The sequence below is a fragment of the Aurantiacibacter sp. KMU-128 genome, from assembly GCF_056933515.1.
Map to the genome: position 1 here is coordinate 763,959 of NZ_JBXORT010000001.1, position 23,257 is coordinate 787,215.

The 23,257-nt window shown below is 63.2% G+C and carries 15 protein-coding genes and 1 riboswitch; of the genes, 4 read left to right on the forward strand and 11 right to left on the reverse strand.

The features are described 5' to 3' along the window. Positions 1-15 precede the first annotated feature (15 nt). From odhB to ACS0VV_RS03975, 6 genes are all read right to left on the reverse strand, one after another. Positions 16-1,236 carry a 2-oxoglutarate dehydrogenase complex dihydrolipoyllysine-residue succinyltransferase gene (gene odhB / locus ACS0VV_RS03950; protein ID WP_483531427.1) on the reverse strand — a complete coding sequence of 407 codons (1,221 nt, stop codon included), beginning with the start codon at positions 1,234-1,236 and terminating at the stop codon, positions 16-18. A 27-nt stretch (positions 1,237-1,263) separates the two neighbouring features. After that, a complete protein-coding gene (locus ACS0VV_RS03955; RefSeq protein ID WP_483531428.1) occupies positions 1,264-4,092 on the reverse strand; it encodes a 2-oxoglutarate dehydrogenase E1 component in 2,829 nt (942 codons plus the stop codon). Positions 4,093-4,110: 18 nt separating this feature from the next. Beyond that, positions 4,111-5,001 (reverse strand): succinate--CoA ligase subunit alpha, encoded by an 891-nt coding sequence (gene sucD / locus ACS0VV_RS03960; RefSeq protein ID WP_483531429.1) that lies wholly within the window; start codon positions 4,999-5,001, stop codon positions 4,111-4,113. A 227-nt stretch (positions 5,002-5,228) separates the two neighbouring features. Beyond that, entirely contained in the window at positions 5,229-6,191 is a 963-nt protein-coding gene (gene mdh, locus ACS0VV_RS03965) for a malate dehydrogenase (RefSeq protein WP_483531430.1), read from the reverse strand. A gap of 276 nt (positions 6,192-6,467) precedes the next feature. After that, complete coding sequence (locus tag ACS0VV_RS03970; protein WP_483531431.1) at positions 6,468-6,776, reverse strand: hypothetical protein; 309 nt, start codon at positions 6,774-6,776, stop codon at positions 6,468-6,470. A 157-nt stretch (positions 6,777-6,933) separates the two neighbouring features. Continuing rightward, a complete protein-coding gene (locus tag ACS0VV_RS03975) occupies positions 6,934-8,031 on the reverse strand; it encodes a cell wall hydrolase (protein ID WP_483531432.1) in 1,098 nt (365 codons plus the stop codon). Positions 8,032-8,144: 113 nt separating this feature from the next. Next, positions 8,145-8,333: riboswitch (cobalamin riboswitch) on the forward strand. Positions 8,334-8,426: 93 nt separating this feature from the next. Here ACS0VV_RS03975 and ACS0VV_RS03980 point away from each other — a divergent pair. The 4 genes from ACS0VV_RS03980 to ACS0VV_RS03995 all read left to right on the forward strand — a co-directional run bounded on the left by ACS0VV_RS03980 (position 8,427) and on the right by ACS0VV_RS03995 (position 12,872). Further along, entirely contained in the window at positions 8,427-10,319 is a 1,893-nt protein-coding gene (locus ACS0VV_RS03980; RefSeq protein WP_483531433.1) for a TonB-dependent receptor plug domain-containing protein, read from the forward strand. Between the two features lie 83 nt (positions 10,320-10,402). Then, positions 10,403-11,179, forward strand: a complete 777-nt coding sequence (locus ACS0VV_RS03985; RefSeq protein WP_483531434.1) for an ABC transporter substrate-binding protein — start codon at positions 10,403-10,405, stop codon at positions 11,177-11,179. Further along, the gene (locus ACS0VV_RS03990; protein WP_483531435.1) at positions 11,176-12,138 is read left to right on the forward strand and encodes a FecCD family ABC transporter permease; all 963 of its coding nucleotides are present in this window, start codon (positions 11,176-11,178) and stop codon (positions 12,136-12,138) included. Before ACS0VV_RS03985 ends, ACS0VV_RS03990 begins: the two co-directional genes overlap by 4 nt. Next, positions 12,135-12,872, forward strand: coding sequence for an ABC transporter ATP-binding protein (locus ACS0VV_RS03995; protein WP_483531436.1), 738 nt, complete (start codon positions 12,135-12,137; stop codon positions 12,870-12,872). Before ACS0VV_RS03990 ends, ACS0VV_RS03995 begins: the two co-directional genes overlap by 4 nt. A gap of 228 nt (positions 12,873-13,100) precedes the next feature. On the opposite strand, the gene ACS0VV_RS04000 is transcribed toward ACS0VV_RS03995, so the two are convergent. From ACS0VV_RS04000 to ACS0VV_RS04020, 5 genes are all read right to left on the reverse strand, one after another. Continuing rightward, positions 13,101-15,269, reverse strand: a complete 2,169-nt coding sequence (locus tag ACS0VV_RS04000; protein WP_483531437.1) for a M3 family metallopeptidase — start codon at positions 15,267-15,269, stop codon at positions 13,101-13,103. 106 nt (positions 15,270-15,375) lie between these two features. Further along, positions 15,376-15,915 (reverse strand): RNA 2',3'-cyclic phosphodiesterase, encoded by a 540-nt coding sequence (gene thpR / locus ACS0VV_RS04005; RefSeq protein ID WP_483531438.1) that lies wholly within the window; start codon positions 15,913-15,915, stop codon positions 15,376-15,378. Positions 15,916-16,089: 174 nt separating this feature from the next. Beyond that, positions 16,090-18,390 (reverse strand): beta strand repeat-containing protein, encoded by a 2,301-nt coding sequence (locus ACS0VV_RS04010; RefSeq protein WP_483531439.1) that lies wholly within the window; start codon positions 18,388-18,390, stop codon positions 16,090-16,092. Positions 18,391-18,525: 135 nt separating this feature from the next. Beyond that, positions 18,526-20,829 carry a hypothetical protein gene (locus ACS0VV_RS04015; protein ID WP_483531440.1) on the reverse strand — a complete coding sequence of 768 codons (2,304 nt, stop codon included), beginning with the start codon at positions 20,827-20,829 and terminating at the stop codon, positions 18,526-18,528. Positions 20,830-20,966: 137 nt separating this feature from the next. Continuing rightward, entirely contained in the window at positions 20,967-23,156 is a 2,190-nt protein-coding gene (locus ACS0VV_RS04020; protein WP_483531441.1) for a CAP domain-containing protein, read from the reverse strand. Positions 23,157-23,257 lie beyond the last annotated feature (101 nt).

Here is a 23,257-nt window from a genome sequence, read left to right on the forward strand (position 1 = left end):
GGATGACAATTACCATCACAAATCAATCAGCATCCGCATCGGATCCTCGATCGCTTCCTTCATGATCTTGAGCGCGGTTACTGCCTCGCGGCCGTCGATGATGCGGTGATCGTAGCTGAGTGCCAGATACATCATCGGGCGCACCACGACTTCGCCATTGCGCACGACGGGGCGATCTTCGATGCGGTGCAGGCCGAGCACGGCGCTTTGCGGCGGGTTGATGATCGGGGTCGACATCAGCGATCCGAACACGCCGCCATTGGAAATGGTGAAAGTGCCGCCGGTCATGTCTTCCATCGTCAGCGTGCCTTCCTTGGCGCGCTTGCCGAAATCGGCGATGGCCAGCTCGATCTCGGCAAAGCTCATCGCGTCGATGCTGCGCACGACCGGAACCACCAGACCATTGGGCGCGCTGACGGCCACCGACAGGTCGACATAGTCGTGATAGACGATCTCGTCCCCGTCAATATAGGCGTTGACTGCCGGAACGTCTTTCAACGCCAGCGCGGCGGCCTTGGCGAAGAAGGACATGAAGCCGAGCTTGATGCCATGCTTCTTCGCGAACACATCCTTATAGGCTTCGCGCGCCGCAATCACGGCGCTCATGTCGCAATCGTTGAACGTGGTGAGCAGCGCGGCATTGTCCTGCGCGCTCTTCAACCGCTTGGCGATGGTCTGTCGCATCCGCGTCATCTTGACGCGTTCTTCACGGCGTTCGCCCTTGGCAGCAGCGGCGGGTGTGGCGGCAGCAGGTGCAGCGGCAGCATCACTGCCCGTGTTCTTTGCCTGCGCAGCGGCCAGCACGTCTTCCTTGGTCAGGCGGCCATCCTTGCCGGTGCCCTTGATCGTCGTCGGGTCAACCCCGTGTTCGATCACCGCGCGGCGCACGGCGGGAGACATGGTGAGCGAGGAGTCACCCGAAGAAGCGTCGCCACCAGCGGTCTTTTCCGCGTTTCCCGTGTCAGCCGCTTTCGCAGCTGCAGGCTTGGCAGGCGCGCCGCCTTCCTCGACAATCGCGATGATCGCGCCGACTTCGACCGTGTCGCCCACGCCGACCTTGTGTTCGCCGAGCACGCCGGCGACGGGTGAGGGCACTTCCACCGCGACCTTGTCGGTTTCGAGGCTGGCAATGGGTTCATCTGCGGCGACTGCATCGCCGGGCTGTTTCAGCCATTCGCCAACGGTGGCCTCGGTAACGCTTTCGCCGAGAGTGGGAACTTTAACTTCGGTTGCCATGTGACTGTTTTCCTTGGCGTCCTGTGATTACTTCTTGGCGCGCTTGGCTTTGCCGGAGGCGCGCTCCGACAGGCCCAGCGCATTGGCGATGAGCGCGTCCTGCTGTTCGGCATGGCGCTTCGCCAGACCGGTGGCGGGGGATGCGGCCTCGTCGCGTCCGGCATAGATCGGGCGCATACCCTTGTGCCCGGCAGCGGTCAGCGCATCCTCGATGCGGTTCTGTACGAAGAACCACGCGCCATTATTGTGCGGTTCTTCCTGACACCAGACGACCTCTTCGAGGTTGCCCATCCGCTTCATGCGAACGGCTAGCGGTTCGCCAGGGAAGGGATAAAGCTGTTCGATCCGCACGATCGAGACATCGTCGATCCCTTCGGCATCGCGCTTGTCCATCAGATCGTAAGCGACCTTACCGCTGCACAGGACGAGGCGCTTTACCTTGCTGTCGTCAATCGCCTTACGGTCCGAAAGGATGCGCTTGAAGTGGCTTTCACCCATGAATTCCTTGGCTTCCGACTTGGCGTCGGGATGGCGCAGCAGGCTCTTGGGCGTCATGATGACGAGCGGCTTGCGGAACGGGCGCATCATCTGGCGGCGCAGCACGTGGAAGTAATTCGCCGGGCTGGTGATGTTGCAGACCTGGATATTGTCGTTCGCGCACAGTTGCAGGAAGCGCTCGAGACGGGCGGAGGAGTGCTCCGGCCCCTGGCCTTCATAGCCGTGCGGCAAGAGCATCACGAGGCCGTTGGCGCGCTGCCATTTGACTTCGCCCGCGGCGATGAACTGGTCGATCATGATCTGCGCGCCATTGGCGAAATCGCCGAACTGCGCTTCCCACATCACCAGCGTTTTCGGATCAGCCATGGCAAAGCCGTATTCGAATCCGAGCACGCCGAATTCGCTCAGCGTGGAATCATACACCTCGAACTTGCCATGCGGCAGGGTGGTGAGCGGGATGTATTTCGCTTCGGTGTTCTGGTCGACCCAGATCGCGTGGCGCTGGCTGAACGTGCCGCGCCCGGAATCCTGCCCCGAAAGCCGCACACCGAAGCCTTCGCTCACAAGGCTGCCAAAAGCGAGCGCTTCGGCGGTTGCCCAGTCAAACCCGCCGCCGCTGGCGAACATTTCGCGCTTGGCATCGAGCACGCGGCCGAGCGTTTTGTGGATCGTGTGATCCTCCGGCACCGTGGTGAGCGTGCGCCCAAGGCTGTCGAACAGCTTCTTGTCGATCGCGGTCGCCACATTGCGCCGCCCGCTTTCGGGGTCAGCGGGCTTGTGCAAGCCGCTCCAGCGTCCGGCGAACCAGTCGACTTCGTTGGGCTTGTAGCTCTTGCCCGCTTCGAATTCCTCGTCCAGCTCGGCAATGAAGGCCTCGCGCATTTCGGGCGCGGTGCCCGGTTCGATCACGCCTTCGGCCAGCAGCCGTTCCGAATAGACTTCGGATACGCGCGGATGGTTGCGGATTTCCTTGTACATCAGCGGCTGGGTGAAGCTCGGCTCATCGCCTTCATTGTGGCCGAAGCGGCGATAGCACCACATATCGATCACGATATCGCGCTTGAACTTCTGGCGGTATTCGATGGCGAGCTTGCAGGCGAAGGTCACAGCTTCGGGATTGTCGCCGTTCACGTGCAGGATCGGCGCCTGTACGCCCTTCGCCACGTCTGACGGGTAGGGCGAGGACCGCGCGAATTTGGGCGAAGTCGTAAAGCCGATCTGGTTGTTGATGATGAAGTGGATGCAGCCGCCCGTGGAATAGCCGCGCACGCCCGACAAGCCAAAACATTCCCACACCACGCCTTGCCCGGCAAAGGCCGCATCGCCGTGGATGAGCACGGGAAGCACTTGCTGGTGCGCGTCCAGATCGTCGCGAAAGGCCTGCTGCGCGCGCGTCTTGCCGAGCACGACGGGGTTCACCGCTTCGAGGTGCGAGGGGTTGGGAACAAGGCTCATATGCACCTTGATCCCGTCAAATTCGCGGTCGGTGCTGGTTCCCAGGTGGTATTTCACATCGCCCGATCCGCCAACATCATCGGGATTGGCCGAGCCACCCGAAAACTCGTGGAAGATCACGCGGTAGGGCTTGGCCATCACATTGGCGAGCACGTTCAACCGGCCCCGGTGCGCCATGCCGTAAATGATCTCGCGCACGCCCGAGCTGCCGCCATATTTGATGACCGCTTCCAGCGCCGGGATCATCGCTTCGCCGCCGTCGAGCCCGAAACGCTTGGTGCCGACATATTTCTTGGCGAGATATTTCTCGTATTCCTCGCCGCGGATCACCGCCTGCAGAATCGCCTTCTTGCCTTCAGGAGTGAAGCTGATCGTATCTTCGGGCTTTTCGAACTTGTCCTGCAGGAAGCGCCGTTCCTCGGTGTCAGCAATATGCATGTATTCGAGGCCGACATCGCCGCAATAGGTGGCGCGCAGGATATCGAACAGGGTGCCAACCTTGACCCATTCGAAGCCGAACGCGCCGCCGACATAGACTTCCTTCGCCTCCTGCCCCGCAAAGCCGTGCCATTCCAGCGTCAGCTCGGCAGGGACTTCGGGATGCGAAAGGCCCAGCGGATCGAGATTGGCCGCCAGATGCCCGCGCACGCGGTAGAGCCGGATGAGCAGCATGGCCTGCACCGAATGGCGGCACGCTTCCTCGATGCTCGCCTTGTCGGTCGGCTTGCCCGCCGCCGCTGCGGCCTGTTGCACCGCCATGAACATATCGGTCGGGTCCATCGCCGCATCGCGGTCTGCCGCGTCGTCGGTCAGCGGCCAACGCGGATTGCTCCAGCTCGGCCCTGCCTGCGGCCCGTCCTGTCCGGGCAGTTCGGGGAGGAAGTTTTTCGGTTCGTTACCCATGGCGGTTCTCGCTAGCTCTTACGCCAGCTCCTTCAGCAGCGCGTCCAGTGTGGTGCCCAGTTCGCTGGGCGAGGGGGAGACGCGGATGCCGGCGTCTTCCATCGCTGCGATCTTGTCGTCCGCGCCGCCTTTGCCGCCCGAAACGATCGCCCCGGCATGGCCCATGCGGCGGCCCGGAGGCGCGGTGCGACCGGCGATGAAGCCGACAACCGGCTTGGAACGGCCTTTTGCGGCTTCTTGCTTAAGGAATTCGGCAGCTTCCTCCTCCGCAGAACCCCCGATCTCGCCGATCATGATGATCGACTTGGTTTCGGGATCGTCGAGGAAGAGGTCGAGCACATCGATAAAGTTGGTGCCGTTCACAGGGTCGCCACCAATGCCCACAGCGGTCGTCTGGCCGAGGCCCACGGCGGTGGTCTGGTGTACGGCTTCATAGGTGAGCGTGCCCGAACGCGAGACGACGCCGACGCTGCCCTTCTGGAAGATCTTGCCCGGCATGATGCCGATCTTGCACTCGCCCGGCGTCAGCACGCCGGGGCAGTTGGGGCCGATCAGCCGCGACTTGGAGCCGGTCAGCGCGCGCTTCACGGTCACCATATCCATCACCGGAACGCCTTCGGTAATGGTGATGATCAGCTCGACCTCGGCCTCGATCGCTTCGAGGATCGCGTCAGCTGCGAAGGGCGGCGGCACATAGATGCAGCTCGCGGTCGCACCGGTGGCTTCCACCGCCTCGCGCACCGTGTTGAATTGCGGCAGGCCCAAATGTTCGGATCCGCCTTTGCCCGGCGTCACACCCGCCACCATCTGCGTCCCGTAATCGAGCGCCTGCTGCGTGTGGAAGGTGCCGGTATTGCCGGTCATCCCCTGGGTGATGACCTTGGTGTCTTTGTTTACGAGGATGCTCAACTCATCTCTCCATTAACGTCAAAAAAAGGAAGCAATCCACCCAACTGCGGACATGATTGCAAATGATCCGATCATATAAAGGGGCAATCCGACAGCATTGATCCGGCCAGTCTGATCAGGCAGCGCGCGGTGCGCCCCGAAGAACATGAGCCCCCCGAACAGGATGGACCACCACCCTGACCAGCCAAACCACCCGCCAACGAGCGTCAAGATCAGTCCAAAGAAACTCACGCCAGCGAGCTATCCAGCCCCTTGCAAGCCTCCAGCAGCTCCTCGACCGCGTCGGTCGAAACCTTGAGGTTGCTCTTCTCTTCGTCGGACAGTTCGATTTCGATCACTTCCTCGGTGCCGCCTGCGCCGATCACGGTCGGGACGCCGACATAGAGGCCGTCGAGGCCGTACTTGCCTTCGACATAGCTGGCGCAGGGCAGGATGCGCTTCTGGTCGCCGAGATAGGCTTCGGCCATCGCAATCGCGCTGGTGGCGGGGGCGTAATAGGCCGAGCCATTGCCGAGCAGGCCAACGATCTCGCCGCCGCCCTTGCGGGTGCGGTCGACGATCGCGTCGATCCGGTCAGCCGAAACGCCCTTGATCTTGGCGTAGTCGTTCACCGGAATGCCGTTGATCGTCGTGTAGCTGGTGACGGGCACCATGGTGTCGCCGTGGCCGCCGAGCACGAATGCGTTCACGTCCTTCACGCTGCAACCGAATTCCCAGGCGAGGAAGGTTGCGAAGCGCGCCGAGTCGAGCACGCCCGCCATGCCGACCACCTTGTTATGCGGCAGGCCGGAAAACTCGCGCAGCGCCCACACCATCGCATCGAGCGGGTTGGTGATGCAGATCACGAATGCATCGGGCGCGTTGTTCTTGATGCCTTCGCCCACGGCCTTCATCACCTTTAGGTTGATGCCGAGCAGGTCGTCGCGGCTCATGCCCGGCTTGCGTGGCACGCCGGCGGTGACTATCACCACATCCGCGCCCGCGATATCGGCATAGTCGTTCGAGCCGGTGATCTTGGCGTCGAAGCCTTCGATCGGGCCGCACTGGCTGATGTCGAGCGCCTTGCCCTGCGGCATGCCTTCCGCAATGTCGAACAGGACGATGTCGCCCATTTCCTTTTTCGCGGCGAGGTGGGCGAGGGTGCCGCCGATCATGCCGGAGCCGATCAGCGCGATTTTCTTGCGTGCCATGGGTAAGCCTGTAGTCCTTAAGCTGCCTGCGGGCGCATCCACTCGTTCAAACTGCATGGCACCATGCGCCCCGCGCGGCGATGCAGCGTGTTTCGGCCAGCCCTAGAAGGGTAAATACGCCATTGCAACCACCAAAAAGTCTTATACGTTGCAAATAGTTCGCAATAGCATTTGGTGTAAAATGGCGCGACCTTTGCGCAAGACAATAGGCCGCCCGAATGACGGCGGAGTGACTGCAATAATGGGTGCTTGCGCGTAGCGCGGACGGGCGGGCCGTCAGCGGTTGCCGGTACCGTCTACCGGTTCAAGCTGGCGCGCCATGCGCCTGTCCAGCGCGCGGCAGATCTCCAGCCAATAGCCAAAAAGCTCGCGGTCGCCGGACTTGCCGGCAAGGATCGCCTGTTCGCGGGCGTTCTGCGCGGCGGCAATGCCGTGCTCGGCAAAGTGCCGCAGGGCCGCGTCCATGACATTGCGCCGCAGGGCATTGCCGTTGTCGTTTGACGGCACGAGCGCCAGCATCCGCACCAGTTCGCGGTGCATCCGTACCGAGCGTTTGGTGCGGGAAGCGGCGAAGCGGATGGACATGGGTTCTAGCAATCCAGACGTGTAAACAGTAACGGGCGGGCGCACCGGGCGACCGTCAGCACTTGTAAAATACACCTGCTAAGCAAGCGTGTGACACAATGGTTTCCGCAATCTTTAGAACTGGCTGCGGGCTTTCCCGCTGCCCCGTGCGCTATCGCTAGTCGCGCTCGATCCAGCGGCCGCTATTGGCATATTCCTCGCGCACATTGCCGCTTTGCGGGAGGATATCGCTGCGCTGCTCCTCGGCGGGGGCAGACTGTGCTTGCGGCTGCGCGCCCGGTGCCTGCGGACGCGGCGCGGTGGCGGCGGGCGCGGCGGGCGGGGCATATTGCGACATATCGATCGGCACATCGAGCGCGGGTGCCTCTTGCGTCGCGGCGCGGGCGCGCTGCGGTGCGGGCTCTCCGCCGCCATAGCGCGAATGGAAGGCCGATGGCCGCCCGGCATTGCCCGGCATCCGGTAGAAGATGTGGAAGCCGATCACCGTGACCGTTTCCAGCGTCGGCGCCCAATAGGGATTGACCGCCAGCGTGTGGTAATGCGTCGCCGTGCCGACAGGAGCATAGACGACGCCCGCCAAGGCCTCGCGCGCATGGCGACCAGCGCGCGCCCAACCGGCGGCAGAGGGGCGGCGGTTCAAAGCGCCATCACAGGTGAAGCTGAACTGGCATCCCGTGCGCCGTTCGCTGCCCTGGAACACCACGCCGCACACCGTGTTCGGATAGGCCGGATGCGCCACGCGGTTAAGCACGACCTGCGCCACTGCGCGTTGGCCCGCATCGCTTTCGCTCGCGGCCTCGTAGTAGATCGCTTGCGTCATGCATTGCTGCGCGCGGGCTTGGTCCTGATCGCTGCCACGAATGCGCAGCGGGCTGGCGGCGAGGGGCAGATTGGCGAGCGCGCTGGCGGCGTCTTCGCTGTCATCGGTCAAATTGCCCGCGCCGCCGATCACCTGGATGGGCCTGTCCCACGCATCGTTTTCAACCAGCTGCGGGGTTTCTTCGAGGTAGTAGAAGGCCGAGCCGGGAAAGCTTTCGCCCGGTTTTTCGAACGGCATCCGGTAATCCTGCTCGGCTTCGTCTGCGGCGGAAAAAAAGCCCGGTGCGCCATTGGCGGCAATCGCCGGAACCGCAATCGCCAGGGCGAGCACGCCTGCCTTCTTGGCAAAGCCCTGCATCCGCTCGCGCGGGGATGCGCGGCGGGTGCGAAAATCCCGGCGGGGAGATTCGGGAATGGTGATCGGAACGTGTTCCACTCTTGCCCCATACAGGCATAGTCCTTGCCAAACACTTGCGCATCGCCGCGCGTGTCATGGCGGGACATTGGTTAATGTGCGGCAAGGCTTGCAGCGCGCATGATACCAACTTAAGGGCAGGCATCGTCACGGGTTGTTCGAGAGATCGGACCTAAGAGGGAAGCGGGTTCAAATCCCGCGCTGCCCCCGCAACTGTGACCGGGGAGCTTTCGCCCGATATGCCACTGCTTGTTAGAGCGGGAAGGCGGGCGGCGAGCGATGATCCGGGAGCCAGGAGACCTGCCGGGTGACGGTCGCTTTTGCAGCCGGGCGGGGTGTACCGGAGGCATTCGGACGAAGCGCAATTCCGCGCCGGCTTCCGTCATAGGCGACGTTCGCTTGTGATAGGAGGTTTTGTGGTTAAATATCTGTTTATCGGTATTTCTTTGGTGGCAATGTCCTCGCCTGCGATGGCGCAGGAGGAGGAAGACGTTGGCTTGCCGGTGTCGACGGCTGCGTGGCCAGCGCAGGAAGACACCATCACCGTCACCGCCACCGGCACCCGCACAGAAATCGAGGACTCCGGCCAAGCCATCACCGTGCTCGGCGAAGAGGAAATCGCTGCGCTCCAAGGCCCCGACCTGCCGCGCGTGCTCGAACGTGTCCCCGGTCTCACCTACAGCCGCACCGGCGGCCTCGGCGCGCAGACGGGTGTGCGGTTGCGCGGCGCGGAGGCGGAGCAGGTGCTCGTCATTCTCGACGGCGTGCGCGTGGCCGATCCGGCATCGCCTTCGGGAGGCTTCGATTTCGGCAATCTGCTCTCCACCAACCTTGCCAAGGTCGAAGTTCTGCGCGGCTCCAACTCCACCATCTGGGGATCGGATGCGCTGGGCGGCGTGATTGTCGCCTCGACCCGCGCCGATACGGGCCTTGCAGGCGTGCTCGAATATGGCAGCGATGACAGCCTCACTGCCGCCGCATCTGGCGGGGTGGGTGACCAGGATGTGGGCTTCCTCGGCGCATCCGCCAGCTTCGCAAGCACCAACGGCTTCTCCGCCGCCGCTGCTGGCACCGAGCCCGACGGGTTCGAGCAATGGGCGCTGGAAGGCCATGGCCGCTACTACGCCAGCTACGAGCTCGAATTCTTCGCCCGCCTGCGCCATGCCGAGGGTGAATTGGACATCGACGGCTTCCCCGCCCCCGCGTTCACGCTCGCCGATACGGGAGAGACGCAGGACACGGCGCAGACCTTCGGCTCGGCTGGCGCGGTGTATGACAGTGGTCCGCTTTTCCTTTCGGCCAATTACAGTTTCGCCGACACGTCGCGCGACAATCTGGACGATACGGGCGCAGAGACGTTCACCAGCGATGGCCGTTCCGACCGCGTTTCACTGCGCGGCGAGTGGCGGCCGATCGGCCCGCTGATCGTTAATTTCGGCGCGGAGAACGAGTGGACGAGCTACCAGACGCTCTTCGATACGGGCAATAACACACGGATTTTCGGCGCTTATGCGCAGGCAGGCATCGAGTGGCGCGGGATCTCCGGCCATATCGGCGTACGGTTGGACGACCATGCCGATTTCGGCAGCGAAGTCAGCTTCGGCGGCGACATCAGCTACGAAGTGGCGCCCGATTGGCGGCTGCGCGCCAGCGTGGGCGAGGGATTCAAGGCTCCCAGCCTGTTCCAGCTGTTCAGCGATTTCGGCAATGTGACACTCCAGCCCGAACGGGCGACGAGCTTCGATCTCGGCCTTGCCTATGGCGGACGCGCGACCAGCAGCGTTTACGGCGCGGTGACGCTGTTCCGCCGCGACACCGAAGACCAGATCGCTTTTGTCGGCTGCTTCGGCTCGACCGATCCGATCTGCGACAACCGCCCCTTCGGCACCTATGACAACATCACGAGCGCCCGGGCGCAGGGCGTCGAAGCAGAGTTTCGCGCGCGTCCGGTGAGCGGAGTGGTGCTCGGCGCGGCCTATGCCTTCACCGATGCCGAGAACCGCGACACCGGCAACCAGCTCGCCCGCCGCCCGCGCCATGCGCTGACGCTGAGCGCGGATGTGTCGCCCTTGGATGCGCTGACCGTGGGTGCGGATCTGCGGATCGTGTCGGACAGTTTCGACGATGCGGGCAATTTCGTGCCGCTCGACGGCTACGAAGTGCTGACTTTCCGCGTGGCCTATGATGTGACCGACGAAGTCCAGCTCTATAGCCGCGTCGAGAATGTGTGGGACGCGGATTACCAGACCGCTGCCGGTTACGCGACACGCGGGAGGGCGGCGTTTATCGGGGCGAGGTTGGCGCTTTGATGCCGAACCGTCCCTCGTCATCCCGGCGCAGGCCGGGATCCAGCCTTGCGCTGCGCCTGCTCTGGATTCCGGCCTTCGCCGGAATGACGGGATGCGGAGGGGCGACGGAAACCGAGCGCGCCTCCACCCACCCCACAATCGTCAGCCTCAACCCCTGCGCTGATGCGATCCTGCACGAGGTCGCTGCTCCGGGGCAGTTGCTCGCGGTCTCGCATTACAGCCATGATCCCAGCGCTACATCGATGGTGCTGGCAGACGCGCTGGAATACCCCGCAACCGGCGGGACGGTGGAGGAAGTGCTGGCGCTCGCGCCCGATATCGTGGTGGCGGACACCTTCCTTGCGCCCGCCACGCGGGCGGCGCTGGAAGCGTCCGGCGTGGAGATCGTGACCGTGGGCATGGTCTCCTCGCTGGAGGACAGCCTCGGACAGATCGCGCTGCTGGGCGAGACTGTTGGCGCGCCAGAGCGGGCCGCGGCGTTGGCGGGCACCGTGCAATCGGCGTGGGACAATGCTGCCACTGAGGCCGCGCCGATTGCCACGCTGTTGTGGCAGGAAGGCGGTATCGTCGCGGGCGAGGGTTCGCTCGCTTTCGCGCTGCTGGAGCATAGCGGCTTCACCAGCCACTCCGCCGCGCGCGGGATGGGGCAGGGCGCTTACCTGCCGCTCGAGCAAGTGCTGGCCGATCCGCCGCAACTGATCCTCGCCTCGGGCGGCGAGCGGATGCTGACCCATCCGGTACTCGGCGCGCTCGAAGGCGTGCAATATGCGACATTCGACAGCTCGCTGCTCTATTGCGGCGGGCCGACCATTCCGCGCGCGCTGGAGCGGTTGGCGGAGATTAGGGCGCAAGCAGGATGAACCGCGCCACCCTCCTATTCGGCGGCCTGCTCGCGCTCGCCATTCCGCTTTCCTTGCTCGCCGGGCGCGTGTGGCTTGACCCGGCGAGCACGCCGAACGCCGCGCTGATCCTAGCCGAATTGCGCCTGCCGCGCGCTGTCCTCGCCATCGTTATCGGCGGTGGGCTGGGCGCAGCGGGCGCGGCCATGCAGGGATACTTGCGCAACCCGCTCGCCGATCCCGGCCTGTTCGGCATCGCGCCGGGCGCGGCGCTGGGCGCGGTGATGGCGTTGACCTTTGGCGTGTCGTGGAACCTGCTGCTCACCGGTTCGGCGCTGGCGGGCGCTGCCGGAGCGATGGCGCTGCTCGCGCTGATCGCGGGCCGCACCGCAAGTCCCTCCAACGGCATCGCGCTGTTCACGCTGGCGGGCATGATGATCGCGAGCCTTGCGGGCGCTTTGACCAGCCTTGCCATCAGCCTTGCGCCCAATGCCTTTGCAATGAGCAGCATCGTCACCTGGCTGATGGGCGCGCTGACCGACCGGAGCTGGGCCGATGTGCAACTCGCCGCGCCCCTCACGCTGGCGGGCGTGCTGGTGCTGTGGCGCGTGGGCCGCGCGCTCGATGCGATGACTTTGGGCGAGGCGGCGGCACGCTCTTTGGGGGTCGATCCCAAGCGGCTGATGTGGGCGATGGTGCTGGGCACTGGCCTCACCGTGGGCAGCGGTGTCGCGGTGGCGGGGATTATCGGCTTTGTCGGACTGATCGTGCCGCATCTGGTGCGCCCGCTGACCGACAAGCGCCCCTCCAGCTTGATCGTGCCGAGCGCATTGGCGGGCGCCTTGCTGGTGCTGGTGGCGGATGTCGTGTGCCGCATCCTGCCGCTGGTGACCGAGCTGCGGCTGGGGATTGCGCTCAGCCTGATCGGCGCGCCGTTCTTCCTGCTGCTGTTGCTGCGCATGAGGAGGGGGCTCGCATGATCCTCGCCTGCGAAAGCCTTTCAGTCGAGCGAAACGGCGCAGCAATTCTCGACGCGGTAAGCGCAAAGCTGATCCCCGGCGATATCACCGCGATTTGCGGCCCCAATGGCGCGGGCAAATCGACGTTGCTTTCGGCGCTGGCCCATCTGGTGGAGCCCGCTGCGGGCAGCGTCACCCTGAGCGACAAGCCGGTAGGCGCGATGCACCCTCTCACACGGGCGCGCAATATCGGATATTTGCCGCAATCGGCAGAGGTCGCGTGGGACGTTTCGGTGCGCCATCTGGTCGCGCTCGGCCGCCTGCCGCATCGCGATGCGGGCGAGGCGGAAGTGCGGCAAGCGCTGGGCATTTGCGATCTGGATGACCTCGCGGATCGTCCCGTCTCGACGCTGTCGGGCGGGGAGAAGGCACGGGCGCTGCTGGCGCGCGTGCTGGCGGGGCAGCCGCAATGGATCCTCGCCGACGAACCGCTCGCCGCGCTTGATCTCGCACACCAGTTGGCGATGCTGCGCGTGCTGCGGAGCGAGGCCGAGGCGGGCTGCGGCGTGGTGCTGGTGCTGCACGATCTGGCGCTGGCGATGAACCACGCCGACCGCGTGCTGGTGCTCGACAAGGGGCGGCTGGTGGCGGACGGCGCGCCGGACGAGGCGCTGTCTGGCGGCACGATCCGCGACGTGTGGGGCGTCGATGCGAAATGGATTGGCGACGAAGGCTCGCGCGCGCTGGTGTATTAGGGTTCGCACGAAGACCACAAAGCCACGAAGATGTGGCACATACCCGCGCCGTAGGCGCATTATGTTTCGCGCAGAGTCCGCAGGGAACGCGGAGGGTCCTGGCCAAAAAACTCTGCGCTCTCTGCGACCTCTGCGCGAAATTATCTATTGCCTGCGGCGCAAAGAAAGAGGGCGATGCCAAGCACCGCCCTCTTTGTGTCTTCGTGGTCTTCGTACGAACCGGAAAACCTACTCCGCCAGCAAACCACGCGCCCGCAGCAAAGGCTCGACCTGCGGATCGCGCCCGGTGAAGTCGCGGAACATCTGTTCGTAGCTCTTCGAATGGCCCTGGCCGAGGAAGGTCGCCACGATGTGGTCGCCCATTTCGCGGGTCATGCCGCCATTCGCCTCGACATAGCTGTAGGCATCATGGTGCAGCATTTCGGTCCAGGTGTAGGCGTAATAGCCGGAGTCATATCCGTGCTCGAAAATATGCCGGAAATAGGGCGTGCGGTAACGCGGTGGGACGAGATCGCTGCGCAGGCCAATCCGCTCCAGCGCGGCGGCTTCGAAGGCCATCACATCGGTCGGCGCGGGCTCATTCGGGTCGAGCGAGTGCCATTCCATATCGAGCAGGCTGGCGGCGATGACTTCGCCAAAGCCGTGGCCCTGGTTGAAGCGGCTGGCGCGGCCGATGGCTTCGACCAGTTCGGCCGGGATCGGCTCACCCGTCTCATGGTGGCGGGCATAACGCTGGAGCACTTCGGGCAGCGCCGCGAAATTCTCGTGGAACTGGCTGGGGAATTCCACCCAGTCGCGCGCGGTGTTGGTGCCCGAAATCGACGGATAGGGCTGATCGGCGAAAATGCCGTGCAGCGCGTGGCCGAATTCGTGGAACATCGTTTCGACATCGTCCCATGTCGCCAGACGCGGCTCACCCGGCGCGGGCGGGGCGATATTCTGCGTGTTGGTGACCACCGGGCGCAGGCCGAGCAGGTGGCTCTGCTCGACGAAATTGCTCATCCACGCCCCGCCACGCTTGGAATCGCGCTGCATCGGGTCGAAGTAGAACAGCGCAATCGGCTCGCCATCGTGGAACACAGTGTAGACCGACACATCGGGGTGATAGGTCGGAATATCGTCGCGTTTTTCGAAGGTCAGGCCGTAAAGCTCTCCGGCCATATAAAACACGCCATCTTCCAGCACGCGGTCGACTTCGAAATACTGGCGGATTTCCTCGTTATTGAGCGCGTAGCGTTCCTGCCGGACGATTTCGGCGTAATAGGGCCAATCCCATGCGGCGAGCTCGAACGTATGACCGTCCTGCTCCAGCCGTTCCTGCAACACCGCGGCTTCGCGTTCCTGCGTGGCGCGCAAAGCGGGCACCATGTCAGCCATGAAGCCGATCGCCTGCTGCGGATCGCTGACCATGCGGTCATACATCTGCCAGTCGGCGTGCGTCGGCTCGCCGAACAGCTGCGCGCGGCGGTTGCGCAAAGCGATGGTCTCGCGGATCATCGGCAGTGTTGACGTTTCGCCCGACTGGTTGCGGTCAACGCTGGCGCGATGCAGCCGCTCGCGCACGCTGCGGTTGTGCAGCTGCGACAGCATCGGCACGCCGGTGGTGTTGCTGACGGTGAGCATATACTTGCCGTCATGCCCGCGCTCGGTTGCGAGGGCCGCTGCCGCCGCGATCTGCCCGTCGGACAGACCCGCCAGCTCCTCGCGCGTGTCCACCACGATGGCGGCCGCGTTCTGCCCCTGCGTGATGAGCTGCGAAATTTGCGAGGAAAGCGTCGACAAACGCTCGTTAATCGCGCGCAGTTCGGTCTGGGCTTCGGGGCCGAGCAAGGCGCCGCGATGGACGAACTCGTTGTAATAGATTTCCAACAGCATCGCGTCTTCGGGCGTCATCGCCATGGCTGCGCGGTTGTCGTAAATCGTGCGCACGCGTTCGAAAAGCTGCGGATTCAGATAGATGCTGTCGCTCATCGCCGCGATTTGCGGGGCGAGCGCGGCGTCGGCATCGGCGATCGTATCGTTGATATTCGCGCCGACAATCTGGCTGAAGGCGGAATAGCTGCGCGAGAAGACCTGGCCCGAACGCTCCATCGCCACCAGAGTGTTGTCGAAAGTGGGCGCGTTGGGATTGTTCGCAATCGCTTCGACTTCGGCGAGGCGGATGGCAATCGCTTCCTCGATAATGCCCTGCCATTCGCTGTCCGCGACCTCGTCGAATTGCGGCGCGTGCATATAAAGCGGGGAAGGCTCGGCAAAAATGCTCGTCGCTGCCGGAATTTCGGGATCATAGGCGATCTCGGCCATCGGCGGGGTCACATTCATGTCACTCTCCGGCACAGTGGCGCAGGCGGTCAGGGCGAAAGCCAGCGTGGTGCTGGCGAGCAGGCGCGATTTCATGGGTGCGGCCTCGTCTTTCTTTTCTCTCTCGTGTTGCGGCGTTCCAAATGCGACCGGACGCCGTTCTGCGACGCTTCCTAGAACGCGATGGGCGGGCTGCCAAGCACTAGCGCGGCGCAAACCGGGCAATCTCGAAATAGATCGGGCCCTGCGGTGTCAGGTCGCTCTCGAACAGCGCGAAACTCTCTGCAATCCAAGGGCCAAGGGCGAGGCGCCCATGCGTTGCCAGCCAGTCGCCAATCGCTGCGCTGCCCGCATTGAGCCGGGCGAGTGTGACGTGCGGGATGTATTTGCGCGTCTCCGCCTCCGCCCCCGCACGGCGACACGCCATTTCCACGCTTTGCTGCAATTCGGAGAGCGCGGGCGAGGGCGCGACCTTGGCCCAGATCGCCTTGGCGCGCTTTGGCCCGTCAAAATGGCCGACGCCTTCGATAGCGACGGGAAAGGGGCGGAAGAACACGCTTTCCAGCGCGCTCATCACATCGTCGGCCTGATGCCGGTCAACCTCGCCGATAAAGCGCAGGGTAATGTGCAGATTGTCCGCATCCTGCCAACGCGCGCCCGCGACGCCCTCCATCGTATCGAGCAGCGCATCGCAAGCGCTTTCCGGCAGGCGCAGGGCGACAAACAGGCGGCGCTGGGACATTCGCCGCCTTTGGCACAGATTGCGCAGTCGATGCTAGAGCACTTTCCGACCAATCTGGGTCACCCTGACGGAGCCGATTTTGGCTCAGCGCGCGGAAAGAGGAGGGAGCCATGCCAAAGCATAGTGACCGACGATTGACGCGATCAGGGCGATCCAGATTGGTCGGAAAGTGCGTTAGAGGATGAAGTCGGCCTCGGTCAGCGTTTGCAGGCCGTTCACGCGGATGGCGAAATCGGCACCGCCATCGCCATCGGTGTCCATCAGCAGCATCGTGTGGCCGCGATCGACTTCCCAGCGCAGCTCGCCCGCCGTCCCGCTGAACTCGGCCGCCCCGATAAAGGTGAAGGCATCATCGCCGCCGCCAAGGATCGCATCGACTGCCGAAAGGTCGATCTTGTCGCCGTCCGCCGAACGATAGCCTGCGATGCGGTCTGCGGTCAGCACGGTGAGCCCGGCAAAATCGCCATCGGCAAAGGCGAAGGTGTCGGCACCCAGCCCGCCGCGCAGATTGTCGAAGCCCGCACCGCCGGACAGCCAGTCATCGCCATTGCGCCCGATCAGCGTATCATCGCCATCGCCGCCATACAGGCTTCCGCCGCCATCGCTGACGCGCAGATAGTCGTTTCCGCCCATGCCACGCAGCGTCGAACCGACCGCCACGCTGACGATCACATTGTCGAGCGCATTGCCCACGCCTTCCGCCGCATCGCCGCGCAGGCGCAGGTTCTCGACATGGTCGCCCAGCGTGTAGCTCAGCGAAGAAGTGACGGTGTCATTGCCCTCATCCGCAAGCTCGATCACCACATCGCCTGCATTGGTGACGAAATAGAGATCGTCACCCGCGCCGCCCGCCATGATATCGTCGCCGTCGCGGCCGTTGAGGCGGTCATTGCCGTCTCCGCCATTAAGCCGGTCATTGCCGCGCGCACCCAACAGGTTGTCGTCACCCAAAGTGCCCTCGGTCTGGTTGGAAGTGCGGCCATAGATAACATAGACCGCCCCTGCATCACCGAGCGAGGCACCGAAATCGACCCCAAATGCGCCGATGAGGATATCTTCGTACCCGTCAGCATTGAGATCACCGGCTGCGGAAACCCAGCCACCTGCATTGTCACCGTTGTTGATGCCGCCAATGCGGAAGCCGTTGGTGCCGTCGATTGACGCGAGAGTCATGCTCGCGGCAAATCCGGATGCCTTGCCGAACACAACGTAGCTGTTGCCCTTGGCGTTGTTTTCCCCCGAGGCGCCGATCAGAATGTCGTCAAATCCATCGCCGTTAACATCGCCCGCCGAGGAGGCCGATCTGCCACTTCGGCCAACTTCAAAGCCGCCATCAACCCGGAAGCCGTTGGTGCCATCGAGCGTCGTCAGATCAAAGCTTGCCGAAAAGCCAGTTGATCGGCCGAAAATCACATAGGTCGAACCGGCTGAGCCGATGCCGCCAGGGTCCGCTCCCTCTACACCCAGAAGAATATCGTCGATCCCGTCTCCGTTGACGTCGCCTGCGGACGCGACTGACCGTCCGAGTTGATCGCTGGTGTTGACGCCGTCGATCCGGAATCCGTTCGTGCCGTTGAGTGAAGCGAGGTCGAAATTCGCGCCAAAGCCGGCCCCTGTTCCGAACACGACATATGCCTCACCCGCGCTGCCCCTTCCGCCAGGATCTCCGCCGAAGGCCCCGATGATAATGTCGGCAATCCCGTCACCATTAACATCACCGGCGGACGCCACCGACCATCCGCTTGAATCGCTCGCGTCGATGCCTTCCAGCCTGAAACCGTTTGTTCCATCAAGACTGGCAAGATCGATGCTGGCAGCAAACGCGGTGGTTTTGCCGAAAACTACGTAGGATTCTCCGGCACTTGCTCTGCTGACGAAATCAGCCCCGTAGGCTCCGATCAGGATATCGTCCACGCCATCATTATTGACATCGCCTGCCGCAGCGACCGAGTAACCGCTAAAGTCCGATGGGTCGATGCCATCCAACCGGAAACCGTTTGTGCCGTCGAGCGCGGCAAGGCTCAGGCTGGCAGAAAAACCCGTCGTTCTGCCGAAAATGACGTAGCTTTCCCCCGCGCTTACGTCGCCTCCGGCGGCGGCCAAAAAGGCGGAGACAAGGATATCGTCGATACCATCGCCATTCACATCACCCGCCGAGGAAACCGACCAGCCACTTTGGTCATTGGCGTCGATGCCATCGAGCCGGAAACCATTGTTGCCATCGAGCGTGGCGAGATCGAATATCGTGCCGAAACCGGCAGAGGTTCCGAAGATTATATAGGACGATCCGGCGCGCGTGAGGCTGTTCGGGCTTTCGCGACCGGCACCCAAGACGATGTCCGCGATCCCGTCGCCATTAACATCGCCAACATAGGCCACCGACAGGCCAAGATTGCCACCGGCAACGGTGCCTCTGATGGTAAACCCGTTTTGCCCGTCGAGCGTGGAAAGGTCGATACTTGCTGGAAACCCCATGATGACACCCCCGGAAATGCGAGACTCGCGAGCAGGGGTGTAATCCGCCGTCCGAATCGCTCTAGACTAGGGATATCTCATCTTCATTCGCACCAAAGTCCAGCGGCAAAAAACGCCACGATCCGCGCCGTCCCGTCACAGCACGAAGTCGGCCTCGGTCAGCGTTTGCAGGCCGTTGACGCGGATGGCGAAATCGGCGCCGCCATCGCCATCGGTGTCCATCAGCAGCATTGTCTGGTTGCGATCGACTTCCCAGCGCAGCTCGCCCGCAGTGCCGCTGAACTCGGCCGCCCCGATAAAGGTGAAGGCATCATCGCCGCCGCCAAGGATCGCATCGACCGCCGAAAGATCGATCTTGTCGCCGTCCGCCGAACGATAGCCTGCGATGCGGTCTGCGGTCAGGACGGTGAGCCCGGCAAAATCGCCATCGGCAAAGGCGAAGGTGTCGGCACCCAGCCCGCCGCGCAGATTGTCGAAGCCCGCACCGCCGGACAGCCAGTCATCGCCATTGCGCCCGATCAGCGTATCATCGCCGTCGCCGCCATACAGGCTTCCGCCGCCATCGCTGACGCGCAGATAGTCGTTCCCGCCCATGCCGCGCAACGTCGAGCCGACCGCCACGCTGACGATCACATTGTCGAGCGCATTGCCCACGCCTTCCGCCGCATCGCCGCGCAGGCGCAGGTTTTCGACGTGTTCGCCGAGCGTGTAGCTGAGCGAGGAGGTGACGGTATCATTGCCTTCATCCGCCAGCTCGATCACCACATCGCCTGCATTGGTGACGAAATAGAAATCATCGCCCGCACCGCCCGCCATGATGTCGTCGCCGTCACGGCCGTTCAGACGGTCGTTCCCGGCATAGCCGTTGAGCCGGTCGTTGCCGCGCCCGCCGAGCAGGTTGTCGTCTGTCGCGGGCGTGCCCTCGGTCTGGTTAGAGGTGCGACCGTAAACAACAAAGGCTGCCCCGGCAGCGGGCAGCGTGACGCCATAGCTCGTTTGGAATGCCCCGATCAGCATATCGTCATAGCCGTCGGCATTAAGGTCACCGGCGCTCGAAACGGACCAGCCGGTCCAGTCTGAATTGTCGATGCCGTTTATGCGGAAACCGCTTGTTCCGTCGATGGACGAGAGGTTGAGCAAGGGGGAAAATCCGCTCGCTTTGCCGAAAACCAGATAGGCGGCACCGGTGGCAGAGTTGGTGCCGGGCGCACCGATCAGGATGTCGTCAAACCCGTCGCCATTGACGTCGCCAGCCGATGAAGCAGATTTTCCCGCCCTACCGAGAGCAATGCTGCCATCGATGCGGAACCCGTTGGTGCCGTCGAGCGCCGCCAGATCGAAGCTCGCGGAAAAGCCGGTCGATTTTCCGAAGATGACATAAGTTGATCCGGCAGCATCCAACGCGCCGGGATCAGCAGCCTCGACACCGAGCAGGATGTCATCGATGCCATCGCCGTTGACATCCCCCGCAGAGGAAACATGGCGACCGAGCTGAGCACCTATATCGATACCATCGATGCGGAAGCCGTTAACGCCGTTGAGGGAGCCAAGATCGAAATTTGCGGCAAACCCCATTGTACTACCGAAGACGATGTAAGCTTCCCCCCTTGCACCTGCCGTAGCTGTTAGCGCGTTGAAGGCACCGATCAGAATATCATCAATACCATCCCCGTTAACATCGCCAACCGAGGACACCGAATAGCCGCTCGTGTCTCCGGCATCGGCGCCATCGATGCGAAAGCCGGTTGTTCCATCCAGTGTCGCAAGATCAATGCTGGCGGCAAAGCCGGTTGTCTTGCCGTAGACGACATAGGTCTCCCCCGCACTCGATCTGCCCGGGAGGTCACCCCCGTAAGCCCCGATCAGGATATCGTCGACCCCGTCGCCGTTAACGTCGCCGGCCGCCGCGACCGAGTGGCCGCTCAGGTCCTGTATATCGATTCCGTCCATCCGGAAGCCGTTCGTACCGTCCAGCGAAGCGAGGCTCAGGCTGGCGGAAAAGCCTGATGTCTTGCCGAAAATGACGTAAGTTTCCCCCGCATTGCTGTCGCCGCCAGCGTCGGCAATATAGGCAGCGACAAGGATATCGTCGATCCCGTCGCCATTCACATCACCCGCCGGGGAAACCGACCAGCCGCTCTGGTCCTCCGCATCAACGCCATCGATGCGGAAACCGTTGCTGCCATCGAGGCTGGCGAGATCGAAGAGCGGCGCGAAACCGGCAGCGGTGCCGAAGATTACATAGGTCGATCCGGCGCGCACCGTGCCATCCGGATTGGCGCGAGGGGCGCCAAGCACGATGTCGGCAATCCCGTCGCCATTGATGTCGCCGACATACGCAACCGATGTGCCAAGAAAGGCATTGGCAACGATGCCCCTGATCGCAAAACCGTTTTGTCCGTCGAGTGTCGACAGGTCGATGGTTGCAGGAAAGCTCATGCTGGAATCCCCCGAAAATGCACGATCGCGACGGCGCCCGGTAATTGGAATGCGCCCGCCGCATCAGTGGGAGATTTCTATGTTTTCAATCGCGCGAAAGTCCAGTGACAAAACCTGTCACAATCCGCGCCGTCCCGTCACAGCACGAAATCGGCCTCTGTCAGGGTGACGAGGCCGGTCAGCGCGATGGCGTAGTCGGCGGTCATATCGCCGTTGGTGTCCATAAACACCATGGTCACGCCGCCTGATTGTTCGAAGCGCAGCTGGCCTGCCACGCCGCTGAAAGCCGCCGCGCCGATGAAGGTGAAGGCATTGTCGCCGCCGCCGGTGATCGCATCGACGAGCGAGAGATCGATCCGGTCGCCTTCGAGCTGGTCGAAATCGGTGATCCGGTCGGCGGTGGTGTCGGTCAGCCCGGCAAAGTGTCCGTCATCGAACGCGAAGACATCCGCGCCAATGTCGCCGCGCATCGTGTCCTTGCCGATGCCGCCAATGATCGTGTCATTGTCACGCCCGCCGAAGATTGTGTCGTCACCCGAGCCGCCATCGATAGTGTCGTTGCCGTGGCTGCCGTTCAGTTCGTCATTGCCCGATCCGCCGAAAATCTGGTCGTTCCCGCCAAGCCCGTTGATCGTGTCATTGTTCGCCCCGCCATCGAGCGTGTCATCGCCCTGGCTGCCGCGCAGGAAATCGTTCCCGCCAAAGCCGCGCAGCACGGCGCCCGGGCTCTTGGCGTAAATGGCATTGGCAAGGCCATTGCCATCGCCCTGTGTCGCGCCGCCGACCAGGATCAGGTTTTCGATATTGTCGCCGAGCGTGAAGTTGACGAAGGCGCGCACGGTGTCGGTGCCTTCGCCCGCGTTCTCGGTGACGGTGTCGCCAAGATTGTCCACGATGTAATTGTCGTTATCCGCTCCGCCGCGCATATCGTCCGCGCCGGCCTGGCCGTCGAGCAGATCGCGGCCCCCGCCGCCAACGAGCGTGTCATTGCCCAAGCCGCCATACAGTCTGTCCGCGCCGATGCTGCCCACCAGCGTGTCTGCCCCGCCATAGCCGAACAGCTTGCTGCCGAGCGCAGGGTTGGCGAGGATCTCCTCGCCATTATTGGTGCCATGGAAGGCCGTGGCGCTCCCGATCAGCGCGAAGCTTTCGACATGGGCATAACGGTTGCCGAAGGGGTTGAGGTTGATGCTGGAATAGATCCGGTCGGTGCCTTCGCCCGCCAGCTCGCGCACCACATCGAACACGCTGTCGATATAATACACATCATCACCCGCGCCGCCGGTCATGTCGTCAATCCCCAGACCGCCATCGAGCACGTCGTTGCCGCCGAGGCCGAACAGGAAATCATCGCCGGCAAGGCCGTTGAGGATGTCGACGCCGCTGCCGCCATTCAATGTATCGACGCCGGGCGTCCCGTTCTGCACATTGCTGGTGTCCACCGCATCCGCGGCTTCGACGTCGAGCTTGACGTTCGCCGTGCCCAAAGTCGCCGACGTTGTAATCGTGCCGACCAGCCCGCCGCCGGAGAACACGATGTCATAGGTGCCCGCAGGGACCGCGATCTGCCAGCCGCCTGCGTCCCATGTCATGGTGGAGAAGGTGCCGCTGGTTCCCGTCAGCGTTACTGTGACGCCGCCCATGCCTTCACCGATATCGTAGAAATCGTCATTATCGGTATCGTTGATGACAACGCCGACAAATTGCGCCTGATAGCCAAAGCGCGTGCCCAGATCCTGCGTCACCACCAGCGGGCCGACCCCGGTGGCGGGGTTGGTTTCCGCGGTCACGGCGATGCCGATCTCGGTGAAAGCGGCATTCATCAGGCTGAGCAAATGGCCCGCCGGATCCTGGATCCCGTCCCCGCGCGTCTGCCAGTCGGAATAGCGCACATTGTTGCCGTCGAAATCCTCGTCATCGAAGCCCCAGTCGATCACGAACCCGGCATGGCCGTACACCACGCTATCCGAATAGGCGTAGATATTCTCGCCCAGCCGCGACCAGTTGGTGTAGCCCGCAGCGGTGATCCGCGCGCCGAGGCCGAGCTCGCCGGGCAATTGGTGGCTTTGCGTGTCCGCCGCGATCATTTCGTCATTGTGACGCTGCGCGGCGAGGGCGAGGGCGCTGTTCCACGCCAGCGGATTGACCGGCGAAAAGGCGAGCATGGCCGACTGGAACGAATTCATATCGACGCCGAAGAAATCGAGCGCGCCCTGGATTTCCGCCAGTACCTCTGCCGTGGTCAGCCGGGCATATTCGCCATGCGGATCCATCCGCAGCCGGTTGATTAATTCGAGAAAGAGCTGTTCCTGCGGAGTCGGGTTCATCGGGAATGCCTTTATGCTTGACGCGCGTTTACAATGCCGCAGCAGCCCTGCCGCGACAAGATGAACACCGGCTTAGTGTCCAGGGTTAAGGCGATGGTAGG

Bases quoted from the DNA above. Each gene is read 5' to 3' on its own strand.
- odhB (WP_483531427.1), bottom strand. From the start codon at position 1,236: ATGGCAACCGAAGTTAAAGTTCCCACTCTCGGCGAAAGCGTTACCGAG.
- ACS0VV_RS03955 (WP_483531428.1), bottom strand. From the start codon at position 4,092: ATGGGTAACGAACCGAAAAACTTCCTCCCCGAACTGCCCGGACAGGAC.
- mdh (WP_483531430.1), bottom strand. From the start codon at position 6,191: ATGGCACGCAAGAAAATCGCGCTGATCGGCTCCGGCATGATCGGCGGC.
- ACS0VV_RS03970 (WP_483531431.1), bottom strand. From the start codon at position 6,776: ATGTCCATCCGCTTCGCCGCTTCCCGCACCAAACGCTCGGTACGGATG.
- ACS0VV_RS03985 (WP_483531434.1), top strand. From the start codon at position 10,403: ATGACGGGATGCGGAGGGGCGACGGAAACCGAGCGCGCCTCCACCCAC.
- ACS0VV_RS03990 (WP_483531435.1), top strand. From the start codon at position 11,176: ATGAACCGCGCCACCCTCCTATTCGGCGGCCTGCTCGCGCTCGCCATT.
- ACS0VV_RS03995 (WP_483531436.1), top strand. From the start codon at position 12,135: ATGATCCTCGCCTGCGAAAGCCTTTCAGTCGAGCGAAACGGCGCAGCA.
- ACS0VV_RS04000 (WP_483531437.1), bottom strand. From the start codon at position 15,269: ATGAAATCGCGCCTGCTCGCCAGCACCACGCTGGCTTTCGCCCTGACC.
- thpR (WP_483531438.1), bottom strand. From the start codon at position 15,915: ATGTCCCAGCGCCGCCTGTTTGTCGCCCTGCGCCTGCCGGAAAGCGCT.
- ACS0VV_RS04010 (WP_483531439.1), bottom strand. From the start codon at position 18,390: ATGGGGTTTCCAGCAAGTATCGACCTTTCCACGCTCGACGGGCAAAAC.
- ACS0VV_RS04015 (WP_483531440.1), bottom strand. From the start codon at position 20,829: ATGAGCTTTCCTGCAACCATCGACCTGTCGACACTCGACGGACAAAAC.
- ACS0VV_RS04020 (WP_483531441.1), bottom strand. From the start codon at position 23,156: ATGAACCCGACTCCGCAGGAACAGCTCTTTCTCGAATTAATCAACCGG.